This is a genomic window from Ilumatobacter coccineus YM16-304, assembly GCF_000348785.1.
GTDB lineage: Bacteria > Actinomycetota > Acidimicrobiia > Acidimicrobiales > Ilumatobacteraceae > Ilumatobacter_A > Ilumatobacter_A coccineus.
The window spans coordinates 961,636-979,407 of the sequence record NC_020520.1 but is presented as its reverse complement, the minus strand read 5'-3'; the positions used below and the strand labels follow the sequence as shown (position 1 = coordinate 979,407).

The following is a 17,772-nucleotide window of genomic DNA, read 5'->3' as shown; positions in this document are numbered from 1 at the left end:
CGTGGCCGAACTCAGCGCTTGGTGAATTGCGGGGCCTTACGGGCCTTCTTGAGGCCGTACTTCTTGCTCTCCTTCTTACGCGGGTCACGCGTGAGCAGGCCGGCGGCCTTGAGGTCGTTGCGGCTCTCGGGGTCGAGCTCGACCAGCGAACGGGCGATCGCCATGCGCAGTGCGCCGGCCTGGCCGCTCGCGCCGCCGCCGTGGATGCTGGCGGCGATGTCGTAGGACTCGCGGGTGTCGGTGACGACCAGCGGCTCGGCGACGACCATCTGCGACGCAGCGGTCGGGAAGTACGCCTCGAGCGACTTGCCGTTGATGGTGAACTGGCCGGTGCCCGGGCGAAGCGAGGCGCGGGCGACGGCGCGCTTGCGGCGGCCGGTGGTCTGGGTGAGTGGTGCAGTCATGTTCTTCTCGTTCTCGTCAGTCGTGTGTGGTCAGCGAGCCGGCTCAGCGGGCCTTCGCGTGATCGATGGGCATGGCCGTGGGCTTCTGCGAGCCGTGCGGGTGCTCAGACCCGGCGTAGACCTTGAGCTTCGTGAGCTGCTGACGGCCGAGCGGGCCCTTCGGCAGCATGCCGCGCACCGACTGGCGCACTGCTTCTTCGGGCTTGCGAGCGTGCAGCTTGGCGAACGACTCCGACTTGATGCCGCCCGGGTAGCCCGAGTGACGGTACTTGAACGTGCGCTCGGCCTTGCCCGAGGTCATCACGATCTTGTCGGCGTTGATGATGATGACGTGATCGCCGGTGTCGATGTGCGGCGCGTACATCGCCTTGTGCTTGCCGCGCAGGACGCGAGCGACTTCGGTGCACATGCGGCCGAGGACGAGTCCTTCGGCGTCGACGACGTGCCAGTCGCGGGTGATCTCGCTTGCTTTGGGTGAATAGGTGGCCATGATGGACCTCGTGGTTTTCTGGACCCCGCCGCGGCGGAGATCACGTTGTTTCCGACTGCCGAAGCAGCATCCACCGGCGACCGAGGTCGCCCGATGGAACCCCGCAAGGCTACGGCGACGCGGCCTCGAGCCCAACTCGCGACTCGACGGCCTCCAGATGCGTCCCTAACATTGAGCCCACCATCGCGTCCCGGCGATTTCGGCTGACGTACGTTGGAATGAGCACGCTGATGACACCCACCACCGAACCCACCGGCACTTCAGAAGAAAGTGCTCAAGCTCGGACACCTTCGCGCCGACACACCGGTGTGACGCACATGTCGGGCGTTCGCCCGGTTCCGGAGATCGATCATCTCGGAGACCCCGTCATCGCTGTCGACGCGAACGGGTTGATCCAGTACGTCAACACCACGGCCACGGCCACGATGGCGTGGAGCGAACGCGACGTGCTGGGACTCAGCGTGCTCGAACTGGTCCATCCCGACGACCTCAATCTCGCCATCGCCTCGCTCGGCACGGTCGGCGACAAGTCGGTGGGCGACCTCATCGCCGTACGCGTCCGCACGGGCACCAGCGAATGGAAGTCGCTCGAGGTCCGCGGCGCGCAACATCTCGTCGACGGCGAACCGATGACGGTGATGATCTGCCGTGACACCACCTTCCGCCACCGACTCGACCTCGACCAGGGCGAGGTCGCCGTGCTGCGCGCGGTGATGGCCAACATGCACGGCATGATCGCCATCGTCAACGCCGACGGGCGCGTGCGCTCGATCAACGGAGCGGTCACCCGCATCCTCGGCCACGACCCGGAAGTGTTGCCGGGCCAGGGCTTCCTCAGGTTCGTCCATCCCGACGACCGCGCCCAGGTGTTCGACATCGTGTCGAACCTCGGTTCGTACGACTCGGCTGCGCTCGACGCCCGATTCCTCACGGCCGGCGGCGACGACTTCGTCACCTGCGAGTTCACGGTCAACAACCTCACCGACGACCCGACACTCGGCGGTTTCGTCGTGTCGGGCCAGGTCGCCGCCGCACTCTCCGACGCACGCGAACGCGTCGACTTCCTCGCCGATCACGACAGCCGCACCGGCCTCCTGAACCGAGACGGGTTCATGAAGTCGGCACGCGAACTGATGCGAGCCGGTGGCGGTCTCGGCCTGATGGTGATCGACGTCGTGCAGTTCCGGTCGATCAACGAGCTGTACGGCGAACGCGTCGGAGACCGCGTGCTCGCCGCCGTCGCCGATCGCATCGACCTCATCCGCTGGCCCGACCTCATCACGGCACGATTCGGTGGCGACGAGTTCGTGCTCGCGGTTCGCTCGTCGAGCGATTCGGCCATCGAGATGCTGCGCGAACGCGTCCGTCGCGAAGTCGCCCAAGCCGTGCTCGTCGACGATCAAGAGATCAACATCGGCGTACGAACGGCCACTGCCTTCGAGCCCCAACCCCGCCTCGAATCGTTGCTCGCCAGCGCGAGCAACGAACTCATGCGGGTCAAGCGCAACGCCGACCCCGAAACCGGCGGCATCTCGTTCGACGCGATCAACGAACGCCGTCAGCAGCTCGATCAACTCCGAGCCGCACTCGACGCCGGCGAGATCCAGCCGTTCTTCCAGCCGATCGTGTCGGCCGACGGCACCGTCACCGCCGTCGAAGCCCTCGTCCGCTGGGTGCATCCGGTCCGCGGCGTCCTCGGTGTCGGCGAGATCTTGCCGCTCGCTCAGATGGCGGGCCTCATGGGCGCCGTCGACGATCGCGTGCTCGAACAGTCGCTCGCGTTCGCCGCGCAGCTCGACCTCGCCGGTTTCGGCTACATCGAAGTGCACGTCAACGTCGACCCCAAGGTCATCTCGCAGGCCTCGTTCGCCACGAAGTTCCTCGAGAAGTGCGCCGAGTTCGGTGCCAACTCGGCGCAGATCGTCATCGAACTCACCGAGACCGACCTGCTCGCCCCCGGCGCCACGTCGCTCAACAACATGCAAGACCTGCGTCGGGCCGGGATCCACGTCTCGATCGACGACTTCGGAACCGGGTACTCGTCGCTCTCGCACCTGCTCGAACTCCCCGTCGACGGCGTGAAGATCGACCGGCGCTTCGTGGCCGGCATCGACGTCGACCCGGCAGCGACCAACCTCACCACGGCGATCCTTGGCCTCAGCGAGAGCCTGCAGCTCGGCTGCGTCGCCGAAGGCGTCGAGCAGCCGTACCAGCTCGAGCGCCTGGCCTCACTCGGCTGCAACGCATTCCAGGGCTGGCTGTTCGCTCCGGCCGTCGCCCCCGACGAGCTCATCGAACTGCTCCCCCGCATCGACGCCGTCCCCGTCACCGCCGACGCCTGACGGCACCGTCCGCGGTCCGGCCGACCGCGTAGTCTGCACACGTGTACACGATGTGGGAACCCGTCCGCCGGGCCGAGCAGCTGTTCGGCGACCGAGAGGCGGTGGTGTGCGGAGATGTCCGCCGCACGCACGCCGAGATGGCAGACCGCGTGCGCCGAGTGGCCGGGATGCTCGAGTCGATCAGCGCCCGCGGTGACCGCGTCGCGCTCTGGTCGCTCAACTCCGACCGATTCCTCGAACTGTTCTTCGGTGTCCCCGCCGCCGGCCGGGCCATCGTGCCGCACAACACCCGCTGGGCCGAGCCGGAGCTGATCTACGCAACCGAGGACTCCGGCGCTCGCATCCTGATCTGCGACCGCGATCCCGGCGGCCTCGACCGCGTGGTCGACCGGGTCATCCGCATCGACACCGGAGAGTACGACGAGCTGATGGACGCGGCCGCTCCGCTCGAACCAGCCGACCCCGTCACCCCCGACACGATCGCCGGGCTGTTCTACACCGGCGGCACCACCGGCACGTCGAAAGGTGTCGTGCTCACGCACGGCAACCTCATGGCCAACGCCGTCCACGCACAACTCGCCCAGCCCTTCGTGCTCGACGATCGCTACCTCACGATGGCGCCGATGTTCCACGCAGCCGGCCTGTACGAGGCGCTCGTGCTGCCCTGGGTCGGCGCCGCCAACGTCATCCTGCCCGGCTTCGACCCCGAGCTCGCGCTCGACACGATCGTCTCCGAGTCGATCACCTCGCTGATCGCCGTGCCGACCATGCTCGCGGCGCTCAACGAGTCGCAGGCCGCGTCACCACGCGACGTGTCGTCGCTGTCGTGGATCTCACACGGGGCGTCGCCCGCCGCACTCGAAGTCCTGCGGCGAGCGTACGAACTGTTCGGCTGCGAACTCATCCACCTGTACGGCGCCACCGAGACCGCACCGCTCGCCACCGTGTTCCGACACGAGGAACGGTTCCTCGACACCGAACGGGGCAAGAGCTGCGGTACCGCGACGCCCGGCATCGCGATCCGGATCGAAGGCCCCGACGGAGTGCCCCTGCCGGTCGGCGAGGCAGGCGAAGTGGCCATCAAGGGGCCCAACGTCATGAAGGGCTACTGGAACAAGCCCGAGCAGACCGCCGACGTGTTGAGCGACGACGGCTGGTACCGAAGCGGCGACATCGGACGACTCGACCACGACGGCTACCTGTTCCTCGTCGACCGAGCGAAGGACATGATCGTGACCGGCGGCGAGAACGTGTACTGCACCGAGGTCGAAGACGTGCTGTACGAGCACGACGCCGTGCTCGAAGCGACCGTGTTCGGCGTGCCCGACCAACGCTGGGGCGAAGCCGTCCACGCCGTCGTCGTGCTGCGCGACGGGCACGCGCTCACCGACGCCGAGCTGATCGCTCACTGCCAGGGCAAGATCGCCGGCTACAAACTGCCGAAGTCGATCACCTTCCAGACCGAGCCGTTGCCGAAGTCGGGTCCGGGGAAGGTGCTCAAACGAGTGCTGCGCCAACCGTTCTGGGACGGCCACGACACCGCGATCAACTGACGGACCAGCCGACGGGACGGTCGGCGTCCCAGCGCACGCCGTCGTAGCCCACGTGCCACAACGTCAGGCCAGTGGGCGGTGCGACCTTGCCCGCGCTCGCACGATCGAGCGCCGCGAGCGTCGCGTCGAGCGAGTCGGGGGCGCGCTTCCCGATGCCGACCTCGACGAGCGTGCCGACGATGCTGCGCACCATCTGATGGCAGAAGCTCGACGCCGAGATCTCGAATCGCAGCAGCGGCGACGACTCGACCGGAGCGACGCCTTCGAGGCCGACACGATGCCACTCGGCACGCTGCAGGATTCGCACCATCGACTTCTCCGGGTGGCCCTCACCGACCTTCGCTCGGCGACAGAACGACGCGAAGTCGTGCTCTCCGAGCAGCGCTGCGCCGGCGGTGTTCATCGCCTCGACGTCGAGCGGCTGCGGCACGTGCCAGGTCACTCGGGCGAGCGACGGGTGCGGATCTCGGTCGTTCCACACGTCGTAGCGGTACGACCGTGACGTGGCCGAGAAGCGGGCGTCGAAGTCGTCGTCGACCCACTCGGCCGATCGCACCGAGATGGCCGGACCGCACATGCGATTGATGCTGTGCTGCACGCGCGCCGGGTCGAGTTCGGCCGGAATGCGGCCGGTGACGACCTGGCCCCAGCCGTGGACCCCTGCATCGGTGCGCCCCGCGCCGGTGAGCTCGAGGGGCACCCGCGCCACACGTTCGGCAGCGACCCGCAACTCCCCCATCACCGTGCGCACGCCATCGGACTCGGCGAACCCGCGGAAGTCGGTCCCGTCGTAGGCGACGACCAGTTTGACGTTGCGCATCTCGGGCGCAGACGCGGAAAGGCCCCCGCCGATGGCAGGGGCCTTCCGAGTCGAATTCATCGCTCCGTCGGGAGCGCTGACGTCAGACGAGCTCGATGCGCGCCATCTCGGCGTTGTCGCCGTGACGGGTGCCGAGCTTCAGGATGCGGGTGTATCCACCGTTGCGCTCCATGTAGCGGGGAGCGATGTCGTGGACCAGCTTGTAGGTCATTTCACGGTCACCGAGCTGGCTCTGGATCTGGCGGATGCGGTGAACCTGCATCGGGCCTTCTTCCTGAGCCTTCTTGGCCTTGGTGATGAGCTTCTCGGCGATCGGGCGAAGGTGCTTCGCCTTGGCCTCGGAGGTCGAGATCGCCTCGGCGGCGAAGAGCGACGCGGCGAGGTTCGCCATCATCAGCTTCTGGTGCGATGCGGAGGAACCGAATCGGCGTGAGCGGCGTGGGGTGGGCATGGTGTCAGGCTTTCTTCTTCGTGCTGCGGGCTCAGCCGCGCAGCGTCAGACCGCGCTCGTCGAGCTTGGCCTTCACTTCATCGAGGCTCTTCTGGCCGAAGTTGGTGATGTTGAGCAGGTCGTCTTCGGTCTTGGTGAGCAGTTCGCCCACGGTGTTGACCTGCGCCCGCTTGAGGCAGTTGTTCGGACGCTCGGAGAGGTCGAGGTCTTCGATCGGGAGATCGAGGTCGGGCGAGCTGACCGCGACGTCGACGATCTCGCCGAGCTCGAGGCCCTGCGGCTCGTCGGACATGGTGGCGACCAGTTCGGTCAGCGCCATGAGCGTGGCACCCGCCGAAGCGATGGCCTCGGCCGGCGTGAGCGACCCGTCGGTCTCGACCTCGATGATCAGCTTGTCGAAGTTCGTCGCCTGCTCGACACGGGTCGGCTCGACGGTGAACGACACGCGACGCACCGGGCTGAAGATCGCGTCGATCGGGATGACACCGATCGTGCGGTTGTCGTCTTCGCGCTTGCTCGACAGGTAGCCACGGCCCTGCTCGATCGTGAGATCGACGGCCAGGCGGCCCTTGGTGTTGAGCGTGGCGATGTGGAGGTCCTTGTTGAGGATCTCGACGTCGGCCGACGTCTCGATGTCACCGGCGGTGACGTCGGCAGCGCCACGGACGTCGAGGCGAGCGGTGACCGCTTCTTCCGACTCCGAGGTGACGACGACGTCCTTCAGGTTGAGGATGATGTCGGTGACGTCTTCGGCCACACCCTGGATGGTGCCGAACTCGTGCAGCGCCTCGTCGAACCGAACGGTCGTGATGGCCGCACCGGGAATCGAGGACAGGAGCGTACGACGGAGCGAGTTGCCGAGCGTGTGGCCGAAGCCGGGCTCGAGCGGACCCATCGCGAACTGCTGACGATTGTTGACTTCTTCACCGAGAGCTTCGATGGTGGGACGCTGCATGACGAGCATGTGGGCTGCCTTTCGGTGGCTTGCGAGACGAGACGAGAGAACGGACGAACCAGCGACCGAGGGTCGCTGCGGTCGGGCTTACTTGGAGTAGAGCTCGACGATGAGGGATTCGCGAACCGGAACGTCGATGTGATCGCGCTCGGGCAGGCTACGAACCGTGACTTCCTTGCCGCCATCGCCCTGTTCGAGCCAGCCCACGAGGGAGCGGTCGAGCGTGTCGATGTTGTGCTGGATCACGATCATCTTGGCAGCCTTCGGCGACAGCGAGATGACGTCACCGCGCTTGACCGTGTAGCTCGGGATGTCGAGACGCTTGCCGTTGACCAGGATCAGACCGTGGTTCACGAACTGACGCGACTGCGGGCGGGTCGATGCCCAACCAGCGCGGTACACGACGTTGTCGAGACGCTGCTCGAGCAGCTTGAGCAGGTTCTCACCCGACGGGCCGTCGAGGCGGACGGCCTCGTTGTAGATCTTCTTGAACTGACGTTCGAGCACGCCGTAGATGTACTTCGCCTTCTGCTTCTCCTGCAGCTGTGCGAGGTACTCGGAGCCGGCGTTGCGGCGACGGGTGCGGCCGTGCTGGCCGGGCGGGAAGGGGCGGCGCTCCAGCGCCTGGCGGCCCTTCTCGTTCTCGAAGATGTTGGTGGACAGGCGGCGGGAGATGCGCACCTTTGGTCCTGTGTAACGAGCCATGATTCTCTACTTCGTTCCTGCGCTCAGCCGCGCCGGCGCTTCGGCTGACGACAGCCGTTGTGGGGGATCGGGGTGACATCCTTGATCGAAACGACTTCGATCCCGGTCTGCTGAATGCTACGCACGGCGGCGTCTCGGCCGGAGCCGGGACCCTTGACCTGCACTTCGGCGCGGCGCAAGCCGTGCTCCTGTGCGGCGCGTGCGGCCTTCTCGGCAGCGAGCTGTGCAGCGAACGGGGTGCTCTTGCGGCTGCCCTTGTAACCGGCGACACCGGACGACGCCCAGGCGATGACATTGCCCTGCGGGTCGGTGATCGACACGATCGTGTTGTTGAACGAGCTCTTGATGTGGATGACGCCAGTGGTGACGTTCTTGCGGTCACGCTTACGCGGACGACGGGTCTGTGCTGGTTTTGCCATGACTACTTCCGGACGGCCTTCTTCTTGTTGGCAACCGTGCGCTTCGGGCCCTTGCGGGTGCGAGCGTTGGTGTGCGTGCGCTGACCACGAACGGGCAGGCCCTTGCGGTGACGGACACCCTGCAGGCAGCCGATCTCGATCTTGCGCTTGATGTCACCCTGGACATCACGACGCAGGTCACCTTCGATGGTGAGGTTCTCGTCGACGTAGGAACGGATCTTGTTGACCTCGTCCTCGGTCAGGTTCGAGACCTTCGTGTTGGGGTCGAGCTCGAGCTCGGCGCAGATCTTCTGCGAGGTCGGAAGACCGATCCCGAAGATGTAGGTGAGCGAGATCTCCAGCCGCTTTTCGCGGGGGATGTCGACGCCGGCAATACGTGCCATCAGTGGTTACCTGTAATTCCTTCTTCAGCCCTGGCGCTGCTTGTGACGGGGGTTCGTGCAGATCACCATGATGCGACGGTGGCGACGAATCACCTTGCAGTTGTCGCACATCGGCTTGACGCTTGGTCGTACTTTCATGGTTTCTCTCTACTTGTACCGGTAGGTGATACGGCCTCGGGTGAGGTCGTAGGGGGTCAGTTCAACCTGGACTTTGTCGCCAGGGAGGATACGGATGTAGTGCATGCGCATCTTCCCGGAAATGTGAGCCAGAACCTCATGTCCGTTGTCGAGTTCGACCTTGAACATGGCGTTTGGCAACGACTCGAGGATCTTGCCCTCGAGGACGATCGCATCTTCCTTTGGCTTTGGCAGGGGACTGCTCCTTCACCCATCTGTGCTTCACACCATTTTGGATACTTCGTGTTCACTTGCTCCGCACCTGGTGGGGTACGGTTTTCATGCCGCCAGCTTGGTGCTCAGCTGGATACGACTGACGGCATGGGTCTTCGCGATCTGTCGCCAGACCGGTCAACCATGCTAACGGTGCTGTGTGCGCGTTCCACGCGCGAATGCACGACGTCTCGCGTCACATGTGCTAGTGGCCGCGCCGGGCCTCCGCACCTTGTGCTCGGGGCGTCGACTCAGCTCTCGCCGCGACGAGCGTAGGGCGGCGGCCGGTTGCCGTGTTCGTCGCGCAGATCGAACTCTTCGCCGAGGTCCTCCACCCACTCGATCCGGCCGCTGCGCTCGAGCAGGTCGGGAGCGGTGGCGAGCGCCACGGCGGCGCGACCCACCACGAGCGGGGTCTGCAGGTGGCTCGTGTCGGTGTTGCGTTCGTCGACGTGCTCCATGATGAACTCGGTGCCGACCGAACCCGGGTACAGCGTGCAACAGCCGACGTGCTTGGGCTTCAGTTCGATCGCCATGTCGGCGCCGAGGCGGTCGAGTCCGGCCTTGCCCGCTCCGTACGACGACGAGAAGTGGTACGACTGCCCGCCGGGCGACGACACGTTGATCACGGCGCCGGGTGACTCGGGCGTCGGGTCGGCTGCGAACAGCAGATCGGCGGCGTGCCACGACGCCACGTAGTGGGCGCGCAGGCCGATGCCGACCTGGTCGTCCCAGATCGACACCGGGTGATCCCAGAATCCGCCACCCCAGGCCGGGGGGTTCGGGATCTTGTAGACGTTGTTGACGAGGATGTCGAGCTTGCCCTGCTCGGCGCGGACCTGTGCGAACAGCGCTTCGATCTGCGCGTCGTCACCATGGTCGGTCTGCACGGCGACACCGGTACCGCCGGCGGCTTCGACCATCTTCACCGTGGTGTCGATGCTCAACTCGCCGTCGCCGGTGGTGCGACCGGTGACGTAGACGGTGGCGCCCTGCTCGCCGAGGGCGATCGCGGTGCCGCGGCCGATGCCACGGCTCGATCCGGTGACGACAGCGATCTTGCCAGCGAGGGGCTTGGTTCCGGCGGTTTCAGTCATGGCGTCGAAACGTAGTTGTCGGCGCTCGCGATCTCATGACCGGGCGACGTCAGCGGAGCGCGAGCCACCAATCGGCGACCTGCGCTCGAAAGCGCTCGGTGTAGTCGGCCACGAGCCGGCTCGCCCCCTCGGGTGCATCCTGGTGTTCGGTCGGCGCGAGGTCGCTGGCGCCACCGACCGGGTCGACGTACTCGAGCGTGAACTTCTCGAGGCAGTCACCGATCTTGGGAGACGCCTCCTCGTGGTGGTCGCTGGTCTGGTGGACGATGAACGACCGGTGGTCGTCGAAGCTCAACAGTGTGTAATAGGTGCGCGGTTCGGCGCCTCGCCAGTACTCGTAGCGGCGCATCGCCGGTTCCTCCGCGTGGGTCGCCGCCCACAGTCGGCGACAGATCGCCTCCCACTCCTCTTCCTTGCCGGGCTTGATCGTGATGTGTGCGAGCAGCGTTGCCATTCCCCGACGGTTGCAGAACCGATCGGCTCACCGACGAGTCGGAGCGACGCTGTCCGCGTCGCACCGGCCGTCGCCGACCCGCGAGACTCACGCCACGGGCCCCTCGACGCCCGCACAACGTCACGAACACGACGAACAGGACGAACAGCACATGACGACGCAGGCATTCACCGTGCAGGTCACCTTCGACTGCCGCGACCCGCACCCGCTCGCCGACTGGTGGGCCGAGACCCTCGGGTGGGAGGTCGAACCGCAGGACGAAGCCTTCATCCGCTCGATGATCGAACAAGGGCACGCCACCGACGACGACACCACCACCCACCGGGGCGCCCTCGTGTGGCGCGAAGGCGCGGCGATCCGACCACCAGACCCTGCCGTCGCGGGCCAACCGCGACTCCTGTTCGCACAGGTGCCGGAAGAGAAGTCGACCAAGAATCGCGTGCACCTCGACCTGCGGACCGGGCTCGACGACGCCGCGCTCGACGCGCTCCGCGACTCCCTGGTCGAGCGTGGCGCGACGATCGTCGGCGGCGGCCGCCAGGGCCCGCACGCCTGGATCACCATGACCGACCCCGAAGGCAACGAGTTCTGCGTCTGAACGCAGTCCCAGCCCGCACCGAACCACCCGCATCAAGAGGAACACCACCGTGCAGCAGCAACCACATCCCACGATCGACGACCTGGTCGAACGCAAGCAAGAAGCGATCGCGTGTCCGTATCCCGCCTTCGCACGACTCCGAGCCGACGATCCGATCTCGTACAACGACACGCTCGGCGCCTGGGTCGTCACGCGCTACGACGACGTGACCAACATCCTCCACGACACCGAGCGGTTCTCGTCGCTGATGCCGACCGGCCCGCAGGCGGTCGGTGGCGCGCTCGCCGCCGGGATGGCCGAACTCATGAGCGATCCGGAGATGGCCGAGACGTTCGAGGTGGTCATGGGCAATCGCAGCCGGGCCGCGGTGCTGCTCAACGCCGACCCGCCCGAGCATCGCCGCCAACGCATCCTCGTCAACGCCGCCTTCCGACCGAGCAACATCAAGGCGCTCGAGGACCGCATGGTCGAGGTCGCCCACTCGCTCCTCGACGACATCGTCGGCGAGCCTGGCGAGCGAACCTCGGCCGAGATCATCCAACGGTTCTGCGTGCTGTTCCCGATGACGATCATCGCCTCGGCGCTCGGTGTCGGCGACGACGACCTCGCTCGTTTCAAGCGCTGGTCCGACGACATCGTCATGCCGGTGGGCAACCACTCCCCGTCGGTCGAGCAGGTGCGCGGCTACCTCGTGTCGAGCCGCGAGTTCGCCGACTACTTCCGAGAGAAGCTCGCCGAACGTCGCGTGGAGCCCAAAGACGACGTCATCTCCGACGTGGCCAACGCCGAGCTCGACGGCGAACAACTGTCGGAAGCCGAGATGCTCAGCATGTTGCAACAGTTCCTCGTCGCCGGCAACGAGACCACGACCAACCTCATCTCGAACATCGTGCGCCACTTCGCCGAACGACCCGAACTGCAGGAACGCATTCGTGCCGACCGCTCGCTCATTCCGGGGCTCGTCGAGGAAGCGCTGCGCTTCGAAGCACCGGTCGGTGGACTGTTCCGCCAGGCCAAGGTCGACGTCGAGGTCGGTGGCGTGTCGATCGCTGCGGGCGACCACTGCTGGTTGCTGTACGCGTCGGCCAACCGCGACGACGAGCGCTTCCCCGACCCCGATGCGATCGATCCGTGCCGGGCGAACCTCCGCGATCATCTGGCGTTCGGACACGGCGAGCACTTCTGCATCGGCGCGAGCCTCGCTCGCGCCGAAGGCCGCATCGCCACCGAGGCGGTGCTCGACCGACTCGGCGACATCGGCCTCGCCGACGGCAACACCTTCCCGTTCAACGACACGTTCGTCCTGCGCGGCATGCAGGAACTCCACATCGAGTTCGACACCCTCCCCCACCCCACCCCCGAGAGCGAGACCACACCGTGAGCGACCAGAGCGACCAGCACACCCAGAGCAATCGTCCCACGCTCGGCCTCAGCGCCGACGAAGTGCTGACCACGACCCGCAGCGTCCGCAAACGCCTCGACACCGGACGCGAGGTGCCGCGCGACGTGTTGATCGACTGCATCGAGATCGCGCACCAGTCACCGACGGGCTCGAACTCCCAACGGTGGCGCTGGATGATCGTCGACGACGCCGCCAAGCGAGCGAAGCTCGCCGAGATCTACAAGCGCAACTTCGACGCCTACGCCGGCGGCAACGAGTTCGAGCCCGGCACCCAGCAGGCGCGCGTCCACGCGTCGGCGATCCACCTCGCCGAGAACCTGCAGCACGTCCCCGTCCACGTGATCCCGGTGCTCGCCGACAAGATGGACGAAGGCACGCCGTCGTCACGACAGGCATCGCGATGGGGTGGCATCCTCCCGGCGGTGTGGAGCTTCATGCTCGCGCTGCGCGAACGCGGCCTCGGCTCCGCGTGGACCACGTTGCACCTCCAGGAGGAGCAACTTGCCGCCGAGGTGCTCGGCATCCCGTTCGAGACGCACACGCAAGCGGGCCTGTTCCCGGTCGCCTACACGATCGGCACCGACTTCAAGCTCGCCAAGCGTCCACCGGCCGAGCACTTCGTCAGCTGGAACGCCTGGGATCTCTGACGGCGACGCGCGTGTGTCCGGCACGGGCCGGCCACGCAATTTCGAGATCAGGGGTCGTCCAAGTCGTGTCAAATTGACTGCGCGATAGATAATCGGTGTATGACGGCAATCGAACCACCCCCGGAAGTTGCAGCAGCAAAATCTCCGGGCGTCACGTACCAAGACCTTCTCGACGCTGACACACACCCGGTGCCCGACGTCTTGCGTCTCGAATCGCCGCGTTACTTCGGTAGCGACGACGTCCCGATCGAGCGCTACACGTCGCGCGAATGGCACCGCAAAGAGGTCGACCACCTCTGGAAGAAGGTGTGGCAGTTCGCGTGTCGCGAGGAACACATCCCCGAAGTCGGTGACTACATCAAGTACGACATCGCCGAGTTGTCGTATCTCGTGGTGCGCACCGACGACGGCATCAAGGCCTACCCCAACGCGTGCTTGCACCGCGGTCGCCAGCTCAAGGAGTACGACGGCCACTGCTCCGAGCTGCGCTGCGCGTTCCACGGCTTCGCCTGGAAGCTGAACGGCGAACTGCAAGACATCCCGGCCGCGTGGGACTTCCCGCACGTCGACCAGCGCCCCGACGACTTCACGCTGCCCGAGTGCTCGGTCGGCACGTGGGCCGGCTTCGTCTTCATCAACCCCGACCCCGACGCAGCGCCGCTCGAAGAGCACCTCGGCGACACGATGGAGCAGTTCGAGATCTGGGATCTCGAGAACCGCTACGTCGAAGGCCACGTCTCGCGCGTCATCGAAGCCAACTGGAAGATCGCGCAGGAGGCGTTCTGCGAGGCGTACCACGTCAACGCCACGCACCCGCAGATCCTCACGTACCTCGGCGACACCAACAGCCAGGTCGACGTGTTCGAGAACTGCTCGCGTGTCATCACGCCCGGCGGCACACCGAGCCCGCTGCTCGGTGACGACACCGGCCTGTCGGAGCAGGAGATGCTTCGCAGCATGCTCGACGTCCGCGTCGACCAGGAGGCGCCGTTCGAAGTGCCCGACGGAACCACCGCTCGAGCGGTCGCCGCCGCGGCATCACGCGAGCGTTGGCGTCCGATCGTCGGCGATCGCGTCGACCAGATGAGCGACTCCGAGATGATGGACTCGATCGACTACACCGTCTTCCCCAACTTCCATCCGTGGGGAGCGTTCAACCGCATCGTCTACCGCTTCCGCCCGAACGGCGACGATCACCGTTCAGCGATCATGGAATGCTTCTTCCTCTCGCCGTTCACCGGCGAGCGACCGCCGCCGGCGGAGGAGATCAAGCTCGGCGTCGACGACATCTGGGCGTCGGCACCGGTGCTCGGCATGCTGGCCAAGGTCTTCGAACAAGACGTGTTCAACATGGCCAAGGTGCAGAAGGGGCTCGAGACCACGAGCAAGCCCGGCGCCACGTTCTCCAACTACCAGGAGTCGAAGATCCGTTGGCTGCACACGCTGCTCGGTGAGTGGATCGAGCGCGGCGAAGCCGCGGCCGCCGCGTCCGGTCAGCCCGTCGAGGTGAGCAGGGGGACCAAGTGAGCGCCGGCATCGTGCACCCGTTCACGGGTGCACTCCACGAACAAGACGGCGAGGGCAACATCCGCGTCACCCTCGACGGCAAGGTCGGCATCTTCGGGATCGACGGCCACTGGATCAGCGGCGAGTTGCGCGAATGCGACCCGCAGCTGTGCGGGTGGGTCGGCGGCCCTCAGATCGCCAATCATCGCGTCGACCCGACGCCGACCAGCGACTGAGCGCTCGGCCGCCGTCGACACACGACGGCTGCAGCGCCCACGCACAACCGACCAGCTTCCGACCGACTGCCGGTCCGAGACTCCCCTTCGTCCGGGGGGCTCTCGGATCGGCAGTATTGCGTCATGTACGCGGCACTGATCACCGGCAAGGAAACCGTCGAACTCGTCGAGTTCCCCGATCCCACTCCCCCTGACGCCGGCGTCGTCGTCGACATCGCCTTCTGCGGCATCTGCGGCACCGACATCCACGCGTACCAGTCGGGCACCCCGTACCGCCCGTCGATCTGCGGCCACGAATGGTCGGGAACCGTCAGCGCCACCGGCAAGGCGGTGCGCTCGCTCACCGAGGGCGACCGCGTGGTGGTCGCCGCGTCGCCGGCCTGCGGCCGGTGTTCGGCATGCGAGGCCGGCCTCGCCGACCGATGCGAAGCCGCCTTCCTGAGCGCGATCGGCAGCGATCCGCTCGCGCCCCCGCACGGCGGGTTCGCGCCACGCATCGCCGTCGCCGAGTCGCGCGTCGTCAAGACCGACTCGGGCCTCACCGACGAGCAGGCCGCGCAGGTCGAACCCGCCACCGTCGCGTTCCACGCCGTGCGTCAGAGCTACCTCCGCCTCGGCGACACCGCCGTCATCCAGGGCGCCGGCCCGATCGGACTCGGCACCATGCAGTGGGTCCGCGCCGCGGGAGCCGGACGTGTCATCGTGATCGAACCGAACGCCGAGCGTCGAGCACTCGCGCTGGCACTCGGAGCAACCGACGTGGTCGAACCCGGCGACGAGGCCAGCACGCTGATCAAAGAATCGACGCACGGGCTCGGCGCCGACATCGTGTACGAATGCGTCGGCCGGGCCTGGGCCATCCAGACCGCCGTCGACCTCGCTCGGCGCGGCGGCTCGATCTGCCTCATCGGCGTGCCCGACACCGACGCCACGATCAGCCCCGCCGTGTGGCTCGTGAAGGAGATCCGCATGACCGCTGCGCTCGCCTACTTCCACGAGGAGTTCGACATGGCGATGCGGATGATGGCCGACGGACGAGTGCTCGTCGAACCGCTCCACACGTCGACCGCGAGCCTCGCCGGACTCGGCGACGCGATCGCCGACCTCGCGGGTGGGGCGACACAGCAGGCGAAGGTCCTCGTCAACCCGAACTGGGCCTGACCGCACCGGCTGCATCGGGCCTTCGGAAGCGAATCCGACGCCCCGTTCAGAAAGTTGAAATTCGGGTCGCTCCGACTGCGATCGCGAATTGACCGATGAGTTAGTTTCGTGTGAATCAGGTCACGCACCAGCGGATCTGAGCGCCGGTCCGACGTGAACAGACCGGCGGACCATCACTCACCAAGGGGGACACACGTCCATGAAGACACGATCGACTCAACGATCGAAGAAGGTGCTCGCACTCGCGTTCAGCTTCGGACTCGTCGCGGCGGCATGCGGTAGCGATGACGACGGAGGCGACGGCGACGCACCACCGGCGACCGAAGCAGAGGCGCCCGCCGAAGAAGGCGAAGAGGCACCTGCCGAAGAAGGCGAAGAGGCTCCGGCCGAGGAGAGCGAAGAAGCTCCCGCCGAAGAGAGCGAAGAGGGCGAAGCGGCTCCCGCCGAGGAGCCTGCCGGAGAGATCGAAGCGCCGACCGGCGAGCCGATCCGCATCGGAGTGCAGAACCCGGAGGGCGACCCGAACGGATCGTTCCCCGAGTACTCCGCCTCCATCCAAGCGGCGGCCGACTACATCAACGCCGAACTCGGCGGCCTCGGTGGCCGTCCGATCGAGATCGAGCTCTGCAAGACCGTCATCTCGCCCGACGACTCGCAGCGTTGCGCCAACGAGCTGTCGGCATCCGGCGTCGAGCTGGCGATCTCCACGATCAACTTCTTCGGTAACCACTTCGGCATCTACCAGGGTTCCGGCATCCCGGTCGTCGTCTCGTCGGCGGTCACGCTCGGCGACTTCACGTCCGAGGGCGTGTACGCGATCGGCGCCGGTGGCGGCTGCTTGGGTGTCCACACGGGCCTCGTGCAGATCGCAACCGATGAGATCGAAGAACTCGCCGGCATCACCGTCGAGCGGGTCGGCGTGCCTTGGGCCGACACTCCTCCCGGAGTGGTCTGCTACAACGACCTCGAAGCGAAGCCGCTCGACGTCATCAACGGCACCACGCCGGGCGAGTCGGCTCGCGCCGGCGAACGCCCCGAGCTGACCTACATCGGTGTGCCGGTGGCCCCGGCCACGCCCGACGTCACGCCCCAGGCCACCGAGATCCTGGCGTTCGATCCCGACGTCATCATCTTCTCGGCGCAGGGTGCCGACTGCTGGAACTTCGTCGATGCGCTCGGTCGCCTCGGCTGGTCCAACGACGAGACCCCGCTGATCCTGTCGGGCTCGTGCACCGACTTCGACGCCATCCGTGCGGCCGGCGACCTCGTCAAGGGCATCTACGTCACCACGACGCAGAACGGCGTGCTCACCCCGCCCGAGGGCCTCGAAGGTCAGCACCTCGACAACGCCACGACGTACCAGACGAAGGCACCCGAGTACGGCATGCCCGAAGACCTCGTCTTCACCGGGTTCGGCGGCAACGGCTTCTCCACGATGATGAACATCTGGGAGATCGCTCAGACCATCGACGGTGAAGTCACCGGCCAGGCCATCTCGGATGCGTTCGCCGCAACCGACGGCAGCATGCCGGCCTTCGGCGGTTCGCCGCTCAACTGCAGCGCGGCCCCGGAGCCGTACACCGCGGTCTGCACCGCAGACATCAGCCTCAACCAGTGGGACGGCGAAAAGATGGTCAAGGTCATCGAGCAGGCCTCGGGCCTCGACCTCGTCGCCGGCACCGAACTCCGTCCGGGCTGATCCGACACCTCGTCTCGGGTGGGGCTCTCACGAGCCCCACCCGAGCTCGAACACCGCAAC

Annotated in this window: 20 protein-coding genes and 1 pseudogene; 9 read left to right on the top strand and 12 right to left on the bottom strand. The window is 66.5% G+C overall.

Annotation, left to right across the window (positions count from 1 at the left end; translation table 11 throughout):
- Window positions 1–11 precede the first annotated feature (11 nt).
- Together rpsI and rplM are read right to left on the bottom strand one after the other, a co-directional pair.
- Window positions 12–404, bottom strand: coding sequence for a 30S ribosomal protein S9 (gene rpsI, locus YM304_RS04430; protein WP_015440442.1), 393 nt, complete (start codon window positions 402–404; stop codon window positions 12–14).
- Between the two features lie 43 nt (window positions 405–447).
- The gene (gene rplM, locus YM304_RS04425; RefSeq protein ID WP_015440441.1) at window positions 448–894 is read right to left on the bottom strand and encodes a 50S ribosomal protein L13; all 447 of its coding nucleotides are present in this window, start codon (window positions 892–894) and stop codon (window positions 448–450) included.
- Between the two features lie 317 nt (window positions 895–1,211).
- On the opposite strand from rplM, the gene YM304_RS04420 reads away from it, so the two are divergent.
- Complete coding sequence (locus tag YM304_RS04420) at window positions 1,212–3,236, top strand: putative bifunctional diguanylate cyclase/phosphodiesterase (protein ID WP_041298003.1); 2,025 nt, start codon at window positions 1,212–1,214, stop codon at window positions 3,234–3,236.
- 50 nt (window positions 3,237–3,286) lie between these two features.
- Complete coding sequence (locus YM304_RS04415; protein ID WP_070105319.1) at window positions 3,287–4,789, top strand: class I adenylate-forming enzyme family protein; 1,503 nt, start codon at window positions 3,287–3,289, stop codon at window positions 4,787–4,789.
- Here YM304_RS04415 and truA read toward each other — a convergent pair.
- The 10 genes and pseudogenes from truA to YM304_RS04365 all read right to left on the bottom strand — a co-directional run bounded on the left by truA (window position 4,782) and on the right by YM304_RS04365 (window position 10,463).
- Window positions 4,782–5,609 (bottom strand): tRNA pseudouridine(38-40) synthase TruA, encoded by an 828-nt coding sequence (gene truA, locus YM304_RS04410; RefSeq protein ID WP_051071311.1) that lies wholly within the window; start codon window positions 5,607–5,609, stop codon window positions 4,782–4,784. The genes YM304_RS04415 and truA overlap by 8 nt on opposite strands.
- Window positions 5,610–5,694: 85 nt before the next feature.
- Window positions 5,695–6,060 (bottom strand): annotated as a pseudogene (gene rplQ / locus YM304_RS04405) (50S ribosomal protein L17); the annotation flags it as partial.
- A gap of 31 nt (window positions 6,061–6,091) precedes the next feature.
- The gene (locus YM304_RS04400) at window positions 6,092–7,024 is read right to left on the bottom strand and encodes a DNA-directed RNA polymerase subunit alpha (protein WP_015440436.1); all 933 of its coding nucleotides are present in this window, start codon (window positions 7,022–7,024) and stop codon (window positions 6,092–6,094) included.
- Window positions 7,025–7,102: 78 nt separating this feature from the next.
- Window positions 7,103–7,720, bottom strand: a complete 618-nt coding sequence (gene rpsD / locus YM304_RS04395; protein ID WP_015440435.1) for a 30S ribosomal protein S4 — start codon at window positions 7,718–7,720, stop codon at window positions 7,103–7,105.
- 23 nt (window positions 7,721–7,743) lie between these two features.
- Window positions 7,744–8,139, bottom strand: coding sequence for a 30S ribosomal protein S11 (rpsK, locus tag YM304_RS04390; protein ID WP_015440434.1), 396 nt, complete (start codon window positions 8,137–8,139; stop codon window positions 7,744–7,746).
- A gap of 2 nt (window positions 8,140–8,141) precedes the next feature.
- Entirely contained in the window at window positions 8,142–8,522 is a 381-nt protein-coding gene (rpsM, locus tag YM304_RS04385; protein WP_015440433.1) for a 30S ribosomal protein S13, read from the bottom strand.
- Between the two features lie 24 nt (window positions 8,523–8,546).
- Window positions 8,547–8,660, bottom strand: coding sequence for a 50S ribosomal protein L36 (gene rpmJ, locus YM304_RS04380; protein WP_015440432.1), 114 nt, complete (start codon window positions 8,658–8,660; stop codon window positions 8,547–8,549).
- A gap of 9 nt (window positions 8,661–8,669) precedes the next feature.
- A complete protein-coding gene (gene infA / locus YM304_RS04375) occupies window positions 8,670–8,894 on the bottom strand; it encodes a translation initiation factor IF-1 (RefSeq protein ID WP_040493585.1) in 225 nt (74 codons plus the stop codon).
- Between the two features lie 269 nt (window positions 8,895–9,163).
- Entirely contained in the window at window positions 9,164–10,009 is an 846-nt protein-coding gene (locus YM304_RS04370) for an SDR family NAD(P)-dependent oxidoreductase (protein ID WP_015440430.1), read from the bottom strand.
- A 49-nt stretch (window positions 10,010–10,058) separates the two neighbouring features.
- Window positions 10,059–10,463, bottom strand: coding sequence for a putative quinol monooxygenase (locus YM304_RS04365; RefSeq protein ID WP_015440429.1), 405 nt, complete (start codon window positions 10,461–10,463; stop codon window positions 10,059–10,061).
- A 151-nt stretch (window positions 10,464–10,614) separates the two neighbouring features.
- On the opposite strand from YM304_RS04365, the gene YM304_RS04360 reads away from it, so the two are divergent.
- The 7 genes from YM304_RS04360 to YM304_RS04330 all read left to right on the top strand — a co-directional run bounded on the left by YM304_RS04360 (window position 10,615) and on the right by YM304_RS04330 (window position 17,712).
- Complete coding sequence (locus YM304_RS04360) at window positions 10,615–11,061, top strand: VOC family protein (protein ID WP_015440428.1); 447 nt, start codon at window positions 10,615–10,617, stop codon at window positions 11,059–11,061.
- A 49-nt stretch (window positions 11,062–11,110) separates the two neighbouring features.
- Window positions 11,111–12,442: a cytochrome P450 gene (locus YM304_RS04355; RefSeq protein ID WP_015440427.1), complete on the top strand. Its 1,332-nt coding sequence runs from the start codon at window positions 11,111–11,113 to the stop codon at window positions 12,440–12,442.
- On the top strand, window positions 12,439–13,110 hold the full coding sequence (locus YM304_RS04350; RefSeq protein ID WP_015440426.1) for a nitroreductase family protein: 672 nt from the start codon (window positions 12,439–12,441) through the stop codon (window positions 13,108–13,110). Before YM304_RS04355 ends, YM304_RS04350 begins: the two co-directional genes overlap by 4 nt.
- A 99-nt stretch (window positions 13,111–13,209) precedes the next feature.
- Window positions 13,210–14,637 carry an aromatic ring-hydroxylating oxygenase subunit alpha gene (locus YM304_RS04345; protein ID WP_015440425.1) on the top strand — a complete coding sequence of 476 codons (1,428 nt, stop codon included), beginning with the start codon at window positions 13,210–13,212 and terminating at the stop codon, window positions 14,635–14,637.
- The gene (locus YM304_RS04340; protein ID WP_015440424.1) at window positions 14,634–14,852 is read left to right on the top strand and encodes a hypothetical protein; all 219 of its coding nucleotides are present in this window, start codon (window positions 14,634–14,636) and stop codon (window positions 14,850–14,852) included. The genes YM304_RS04345 and YM304_RS04340 overlap by 4 nt, the downstream gene beginning before the upstream one ends.
- Window positions 14,853–14,975: 123 nt before the next feature.
- Window positions 14,976–16,013, top strand: coding sequence for a zinc-dependent alcohol dehydrogenase (locus YM304_RS04335; protein WP_015440423.1), 1,038 nt, complete (start codon window positions 14,976–14,978; stop codon window positions 16,011–16,013).
- 199 nt (window positions 16,014–16,212) lie between these two features.
- Window positions 16,213–17,712 (top strand): ABC transporter substrate-binding protein, encoded by a 1,500-nt coding sequence (locus YM304_RS04330; protein ID WP_015440422.1) that lies wholly within the window; start codon window positions 16,213–16,215, stop codon window positions 17,710–17,712.
- Window positions 17,713–17,772 lie beyond the last annotated feature (60 nt).

Coding starts and splice junctions, on each gene's coding strand:
- rpsI (WP_015440442.1), bottom strand. CDS start 404: ATGACTGCACCACTCACCCAGACCACCGGCCGCCGCAAGCGCGCCGTC.
- rplM (WP_015440441.1), bottom strand. CDS start 894: ATGGCCACCTATTCACCCAAAGCAAGCGAGATCACCCGCGACTGGCAC.
- YM304_RS04420 (WP_041298003.1), top strand. CDS start 1,212: ATGTCGGGCGTTCGCCCGGTTCCGGAGATCGATCATCTCGGAGACCCC.
- YM304_RS04415 (WP_070105319.1), top strand. CDS start 3,287: ATGTGGGAACCCGTCCGCCGGGCCGAGCAGCTGTTCGGCGACCGAGAG.
- truA (WP_051071311.1), bottom strand. CDS start 5,609: ATGCGCAACGTCAAACTGGTCGTCGCCTACGACGGGACCGACTTCCGC.
- YM304_RS04400 (WP_015440436.1), bottom strand. CDS start 7,024: ATGCTCGTCATGCAGCGTCCCACCATCGAAGCTCTCGGTGAAGAAGTC.
- rpsD (WP_015440435.1), bottom strand. CDS start 7,720: ATGGCTCGTTACACAGGACCAAAGGTGCGCATCTCCCGCCGCCTGTCC.
- rpsK (WP_015440434.1), bottom strand. CDS start 8,139: ATGGCAAAACCAGCACAGACCCGTCGTCCGCGTAAGCGTGACCGCAAG.
- rpsM (WP_015440433.1), bottom strand. CDS start 8,522: ATGGCACGTATTGCCGGCGTCGACATCCCCCGCGAAAAGCGGCTGGAG.
- rpmJ (WP_015440432.1), bottom strand. CDS start 8,660: ATGAAAGTACGACCAAGCGTCAAGCCGATGTGCGACAACTGCAAGGTG.
- YM304_RS04370 (WP_015440430.1), bottom strand. CDS start 10,009: ATGACTGAAACCGCCGGAACCAAGCCCCTCGCTGGCAAGATCGCTGTC.
- YM304_RS04365 (WP_015440429.1), bottom strand. CDS start 10,463: ATGGCAACGCTGCTCGCACACATCACGATCAAGCCCGGCAAGGAAGAG.
- YM304_RS04360 (WP_015440428.1), top strand. CDS start 10,615: ATGACGACGCAGGCATTCACCGTGCAGGTCACCTTCGACTGCCGCGAC.
- YM304_RS04345 (WP_015440425.1), top strand. CDS start 13,210: ATGACGGCAATCGAACCACCCCCGGAAGTTGCAGCAGCAAAATCTCCG.
- YM304_RS04335 (WP_015440423.1), top strand. CDS start 14,976: ATGTACGCGGCACTGATCACCGGCAAGGAAACCGTCGAACTCGTCGAG.
- YM304_RS04330 (WP_015440422.1), top strand. CDS start 16,213: ATGAAGACACGATCGACTCAACGATCGAAGAAGGTGCTCGCACTCGCG.